Consider the following 6,034-nt stretch of genomic DNA (forward strand, 5'->3'; position numbering starts at 1 on the left):
GCAATTTGGCGATCGACCATCGAATCGCGTTCGATGCGGAATTGGGAATCTGTGTGTTCAGTCATAGTATTGTTTTAGGAGAGCTACAGAAAACAGATTTTCCCACGCAGGAACACTCAGATACACTAATCTGCATATATTTTGCATATTTCCTTGGCTGTTTGTTGCTTTACACTTGTTAATTTTTAATTTTGCATGACTCTACCCAACTGGATTACCTTCTCTCGCCTTCTGGGTGTACCATTTCTGCTTTATGGCTTGTACAACCCCACACCACAAGCTAGGTGGATATGTTTGGCGATTTTTATCGTTGCGGCGTTAACTGATTGGTTAGATGGCTATTTGGCGCGGAAACTCAACCAAATTAGTGAGTTGGGTAAGTTTCTTGACCCCTTAGTGGATAAATTTTTAGTACTTGCGCCGTTGATGGTTTTTATTGAATTAGGAAAAGTGCCAGCTTGGGGAGTGTTTTTGATTTTAGCGCGGGAATTAGCGATCGCTGGTTGGCGGGTGAATCAAACGACAATTACCGGAGCGAATATTTGGGGTAAACTCAAAACTGTTAGTCAAATAGTTGCGATCGCACTTCTGATTGCACCCCTACCTGAAGTATGGCAAAATCCCTCTCTGATTGCTTTTTGGGTTTCTGTCGCCTTGACTTTAATCTCTGGGGGTATTTATCTTTTGCCGCAAAAAACTAGCACTAATGAAACGACAGACAATATAGTATTGTAATTCAGTGTTCTGATGAAGATAAAAAGTACATTGTCAGCCTACCTGAGTTTGGCCCATACACACATACTCATGGAAATACCTACGCGGATGCTCTCAATAATGGTGAGGAAGTGCTGGAACTTTTGATTGAAGATTACCAAGCACAAGGAAAACCACTACCAGAGCCTTTGACTGTAAACGTTTCCTTTCTGTTTGCGTAATCCTCTCTAATTATCAGTACCTTAACTTTAATTACTAGAGCAATCTATCCTTTGCCAGAGAAATTAAAGATTATAGAATAAGATGTATAGTTTTATAAACTTGTGAAAATTTTACCGACACTGTTTCAGAAGTTAAGTGTTAACTCTATCTAATTTTTGGGAATAATATAAATATTAACCAGCTAGCTAAAGATTTATTGATGGCTACAGGAGATCATATTTTTATTTGGGGTGGTAACTCTATCGTTCCTACCTTTACCCATCACGGTATCGATTGTGGCAATGATGAAGTTATACATTTTACAGGTCTTAATAATAAAATTAAGCCTGTTATTCAACAGACTTCTTTAGTTACATTTGCATCTAGCAATGTGAAAGAAAAAAAAGAAGTCTATGCTTTAGACTATGATGTTCTTGGAATTCCTTATGATGCACCAGATATTGTTATTCAAAGGGCTGAAAGCTTTATAGGGGAAGGCAAATACAATCTTTTTGAAAACAACTGTGAACACTTTGCTTTCTTTTGTAAAACAGGCATTAAGAAGAGTTATCAAATAGAAAAACTAAACGAAGATGGTTTACATGGAAGGGGAGTATCTTCTTTGTATATATGGTCTATAGGTAGTTTAATCAACCATTTTTTTGGAAATCAACAACGAAAATATAGAAAGATTCGAGTTAAATAATTAAGTTAATTATGAGTGCTGATAAGTCTGTCATCATAATTATTCCTAGGAGAAATAAAGCAATAGCTAAACCCATGATAATTCTCTGTAAAGGTTGAGTTGAACAAAGTGAAACCCAACTTACTAGCTATAATCACGAATTAGTATTAATTACCCCTAAAAAGTATATGCAGGTAATCCATTAATATCAGTTTTGAAAGCAAACAAATCACCTGAGTAGAAACTTTTTTCAATCTCCCCTTGGCTGAGTCCAACTGAAGCAGTGGTAATATAGAGTGTTTGCAAATCTTCGCCGCCAAAAGTGCAACTGGTTGGCAATTGTACAGGTAGTTTTATCCGCAATATCTCTTTACCCTTGGGGTTGAAACGAATCACACACCACCCATCCCACATAGCTGACCAAATATTTCCTTGACTATCTATTGTCAACCCATCTGGGTAGAAAGATTCATGAGTTAAATCAACAAAAATCCGGCGATTAGTAATGTTACCTGTTACTGAATTAAAGTCGTAAGCATATATTTTTTGTTTAGGAGAATCAGTCAGATAAAACGTTTTTTGATCGGGACTCCACCCCAGACCATTAGAGATAGTCAATCCTGTTTCCATCACATGCAATGAACCGTCACGATCGTAGCGATAGAGGTTAGCCTGGGGTTTTTCTGAAGAACACATTGAGCCGATCCAAAAGCGGCCTTGAGGGTCACATTTGCCATCATTGAGACGGTTCTCTGGCAGATTTGCTTCAATCTCTAAAAAGGGTGTAACCTTACCTGTCTGGGTGTTGAGGAATGCCAGGTGATGACGCAGTGCCATAATTAATCTATCTTTACCTGCTGTTGCGATCGCACCTACCACATCTCCCACATCAAAAAACAAGTCTTTCCCCGTAGCAGGATTGAACTGATGTACACGATGGTTGTGGATATCAACCCAGTAAATTACGTTTCGGGTAGAGTCCCAGATGGGACCTTCACCTAAACGCGCACGGGCTTCTAGAACATTCTGGAGTGGATATTGTGAAATCTGGCTCATTTTATCAACCAATAACAGTATTTACAGAAACTAATTTTAGTAGCCTTCAGGCAATTCTAAAAAAGGTTTGCCTTCCTTGATAAAAAAATTGTTATTCATATTCCAGTAAAAACTAAAGACGCAATTTCTCGCGTCTTTCTCAAGTAGAAGAAAATATTTTTGATTTTGATTTTCGCCAAACTTTTACTACGATCCGTTAACTTAAAGTTAGTCGGTCAAGATTCTCCTTATTATGTACCAAACAGACGCCCCTCGAACGAGAAAGTCAACGTGCTAACAGATTAGCAGCACAACTGCGAGAGTTAGGCCTTAACCCTGATGAGTCATGATGCTGCGATCGCATCAGTAGGGGTACACGGCGAAACGGGCGGTTAGAAACCGCGTCTACACAAACAAAACCCACCTCCGTGGGTTTTAAACCCTTAATTTGACCTTAGTCCGCCTCCGCGGACTTTGCCTGTGTAGCCGCGATGTGCCCCTAAACATCTTTACTCACAATGCTTGTAAAATCTCCTCATCTACAGAAAAATCAACATCAGCTTTGTCTTTTGCATTAGCTAAATAGTCATTTTCCAAAGAATCTTGTAACCCAGAAATCAAATCATATTCAGGATGCCAGTTTAATTCTGTTTGCGCTTTATTCACCGAAGCAAAGAAATGCTGCACCCGCATTGGAAAAGCTTTGCGTTTGCCGAAATCAAACTTTTTCGGGTCGTAATGGACGATTTTTACAGCATCAGGTGATTTGCCAGCCGCTACAGCACTAGCACGGGCTAAACCATCAAAAGTGACATAGCGATCGCCAGAGATATTATAAATTTGTCCTATAGCTTGTTTATTGCCCAAAACCTGAGTCATTGCTAGTGCCAAGTCTTTTACATGACCTAGCTGGGTGATATGCAAGCCATTTCCAGGGATGGCAATAGGGCGATCGCGCACAATTCTGTCAAAAAACCAGCCCTCCAACTCATTATAATTGCGAGGCCCATAAATATAAGTAGGACGAATAGAAGTGAATGGTAATCCCAATTGAGTCAGGTAAGCTTCTGTTTCATGTTTACCTTTATGGCGACTTTTGGGATCTACTGCATCACCTTCTACATGGGGCAATTGATCGGATTTGAGATATACTCCCGCAGAACTCATATACACAAAATGTTGCACTCGGTCTTGAAAAATCTCTGCTAGTGGTTGAGTATCAGTAAGTTCTCGCCCATTATTGTCAAAAATGACATCAAAGTTTTCTTGTGATAATTTTGCTTTTAATTGAGTAGCATCTGTGCGATCGCCTATAATTTGTCCTACTCCCTCTAAGGAAGGTGCTGGACGATTTCCACGATTGAACAGCACCACCTCGTGTCCTTTTTCCACTAGTAGTTGAGTCAAATAGACACCAATGAACCGAGTACCACCCATAATCAAAATTCGCATAAATTCACCCTTTCTATATCTGTTGTCATCAAGGGAGTAAGGACTTGGGACTAGGGAAACAAAAACGACAAGGAGAATAACCCATCCCTAATACTTCGGCTTCTTTACGAGACGCTACGCGTTAGCGGAGCTTTCGCTTTAGCGATACGCTCAGTACAAGTGCCCAATGCCCAATGCCCAATGCCCCATTCCCAATCTGAGATTATCAGGTTGCCGCATCCATCTGGAACCTCTGAGGGAAAGATTCCGTCTTATGTGCTAATCTGGGGCGCTTCCCGTTAATTAATCACAAGGGGAAACTTTTCAGTTAACGTCATCAAGTTAGCCTTTGTATTTTCCACTTATTCAAGTTAGCTGTGCCCTTGAAATATGCTCTGGTTCATGAGTGGCTGACACCCAAAGCCACCGGTGGTTCAGAACTCGTTGTACGAGAAATTTTGAATCACATTGATGCTGATTTGTATGCTCTCATAGATTTTGAATCCAGCAATAGAGAAAGTTATTTATATAAACGTCAAATTGGCAAGACGTTTCTCCAGAACTTTCCATCAGCTCGCAACGGTATACAAAAATACTTGCCTTTGTGGCCCTTGGCAATTGAACAACTGGATTTGCGGCATTATGATGTCATTCTGTCTTCATCCCATGCTGTTGCCAAAGGAATCCTTACCACTCCCGAACAGATGCATATTTGCTACTGTCACAGCCCTATGCGCTATGCCTGGGACTTGACCTTTGATTATCTGCGCCACAGCAAACTGGGTAGTGGTTTACCTGGATGGGTGACGCGATATTTATTACATCGTTTGCGCCAGTGGGATGTATTGAGTGCCAATCGCGTTGATTACTTCATTGCCAACTCGCAACATACAGCTCGGCGGATTTGGCGTTGCTATCGGCGAGAAGCAACAGTCATTTACCCACCAGTGAATATTGCGGAATTTCCGTTTCTGTCTGAGAAAGAGGACTTTTATTTGACAGTTTCTCGGTTAGTGAGTTACAAGCAAATATCGTTGATTGTCAAGGCTTTTAATCAACTAAAACGACCATTAGTAGTCATTGGTACAGGAGATGAAATGAACAAGATTCGCGAGATGGCAAACTCAAATATCCAAATACTCGGTTGGCAACCCGATAATGTGGTAAAAAAATATATGTCTAAGGCTAAGGCGTTTGTGTATGCAGCTTGTGAAGATTTTGGTATTGCCCTAGTGGAAGCACAAGCTTGCGGCACGCCAGTAATTGCTTATGGTTCAGGGGGTGCTTTAGAAACAGTGCGAGATATCCGCTCTGGTGCGGATACAGGGACAGGTATATTTTTCAGGACGCAAACAGAGGCGGCTTTGGTGGAGGCAGTAGAAAAGTTTGAAATGTATGAGGGTTCGTTCAATTCCGAGTATATGCGATCGCACGCCGCGCAGTTTTCACCGCAAATCTTTGCAGATCGTTATCTAGATTTTGTAAACAAGTGCAACGAAAAAAGACCATTTTTGCAATGATGGTCTTGATTAACGTCTGATTTTTTTAGGCTTTTGGCAATTTTCCCCAGAAGCATCTCATTTTGGCTTTAATATTGGGACTATGTGTGGTGTGGATTATTAAGGAGTATGATGACTGCCCAGAGCTCACTCCTCTCCGGCAAGCGAGGCGTTAGGCAAGACACTAGATCGTCTACGCGTTTTTTAAAACGCGGTCAAAAAACAAAGACGCCAAAAGTTAAGCCCAAAGGTTTATCTTTTCAGGGTTTAAACGGAGAGTTTGCCAAACGACTGTTCGATATAGTGTTTTCGCTGACAGTATTAATTTTGTTCTTCCCCGTCTACTTAATTTTGACCTTGCTGATTGCCTTTAGCTCAGAAGGGCCAATTTTTTATGTCCAAGAACGGGTAGGGAAAAATTACAAAGCGTTTAGTTGTATTAAATTCCGAACAATGGTAAGCAATGCGG

The 6,034-nt window shown here is 40.7% G+C and carries 7 protein-coding genes; 5 read left to right on the forward strand and 2 right to left on the reverse strand.

Annotated features, from left to right (window positions below; genetic code table 11):
- From IQ229_RS23860 to IQ229_RS09675, 3 genes are all read left to right on the forward strand, one after another.
- Positions 1–182: hypothetical protein (locus tag IQ229_RS23860; RefSeq protein ID WP_228013347.1), on the forward strand; the 182-nt coding region annotated here is incomplete at its 5' end.
- Positions 183–195: 13 nt separating this feature from the next.
- Positions 196–735, forward strand: coding sequence for a CDP-diacylglycerol--glycerol-3-phosphate 3-phosphatidyltransferase (pgsA, locus tag IQ229_RS09670; protein ID WP_194043216.1), 540 nt, complete (start codon positions 196–198; stop codon positions 733–735).
- Positions 736–1,135: 400 nt separating this feature from the next.
- On the forward strand, positions 1,136–1,621 hold the full coding sequence (locus IQ229_RS09675; RefSeq protein ID WP_194043218.1) for a lecithin retinol acyltransferase family protein: 486 nt from the start codon (positions 1,136–1,138) through the stop codon (positions 1,619–1,621).
- 156 nt (positions 1,622–1,777) lie between these two features.
- On the opposite strand, the gene IQ229_RS09680 is transcribed toward IQ229_RS09675, so the two are convergent.
- Positions 1,778–2,656, reverse strand: coding sequence for an SMP-30/gluconolactonase/LRE family protein (locus tag IQ229_RS09680; protein WP_194043220.1), 879 nt, complete (start codon positions 2,654–2,656; stop codon positions 1,778–1,780).
- A 492-nt stretch (positions 2,657–3,148) separates the two neighbouring features.
- Positions 3,149–4,087 carry an NAD-dependent epimerase/dehydratase family protein gene (locus IQ229_RS09685; protein WP_194043221.1) on the reverse strand — a complete coding sequence of 313 codons (939 nt, stop codon included), beginning with the start codon at positions 4,085–4,087 and terminating at the stop codon, positions 3,149–3,151.
- Positions 4,088–4,443: 356 nt separating this feature from the next.
- Between IQ229_RS09685 and IQ229_RS09690 the strand changes: the two genes are divergently transcribed.
- Together IQ229_RS09690 and IQ229_RS09695 are read left to right on the forward strand one after the other, a co-directional pair.
- The gene (locus IQ229_RS09690; protein WP_194043223.1) at positions 4,444–5,586 is read left to right on the forward strand and encodes a glycosyltransferase; all 1,143 of its coding nucleotides are present in this window, start codon (positions 4,444–4,446) and stop codon (positions 5,584–5,586) included.
- A gap of 111 nt (positions 5,587–5,697) precedes the next feature.
- Positions 5,698–6,034 (forward strand): sugar transferase (locus tag IQ229_RS09695; protein ID WP_194043225.1); only part of this gene is annotated, 337 nt, incomplete at its 3' end.

Source organism: Nostoc cf. edaphicum LEGE 07299 (assembly GCF_015207245.1).
In the GTDB taxonomy this organism is placed as follows: Bacteria; Cyanobacteriota; Cyanobacteriia; order Cyanobacteriales; family Nostocaceae; genus Nostoc; species Nostoc edaphicum_B.

Excerpts from the sequence above, each read along its gene's own strand:
- pgsA (WP_194043216.1), top strand. The coding sequence starts at position 196 with ATGACTCTACCCAACTGGATTACCTTCTCTCGCCTTCTGGGTGTACCA.
- IQ229_RS09675 (WP_194043218.1), top strand. The coding sequence starts at position 1,136 with ATGGCTACAGGAGATCATATTTTTATTTGGGGTGGTAACTCTATCGTT.
- IQ229_RS09680 (WP_194043220.1), bottom strand. The coding sequence starts at position 2,656 with ATGAGCCAGATTTCACAATATCCACTCCAGAATGTTCTAGAAGCCCGT.
- IQ229_RS09685 (WP_194043221.1), bottom strand. The coding sequence starts at position 4,087 with ATGCGAATTTTGATTATGGGTGGTACTCGGTTCATTGGTGTCTATTTG.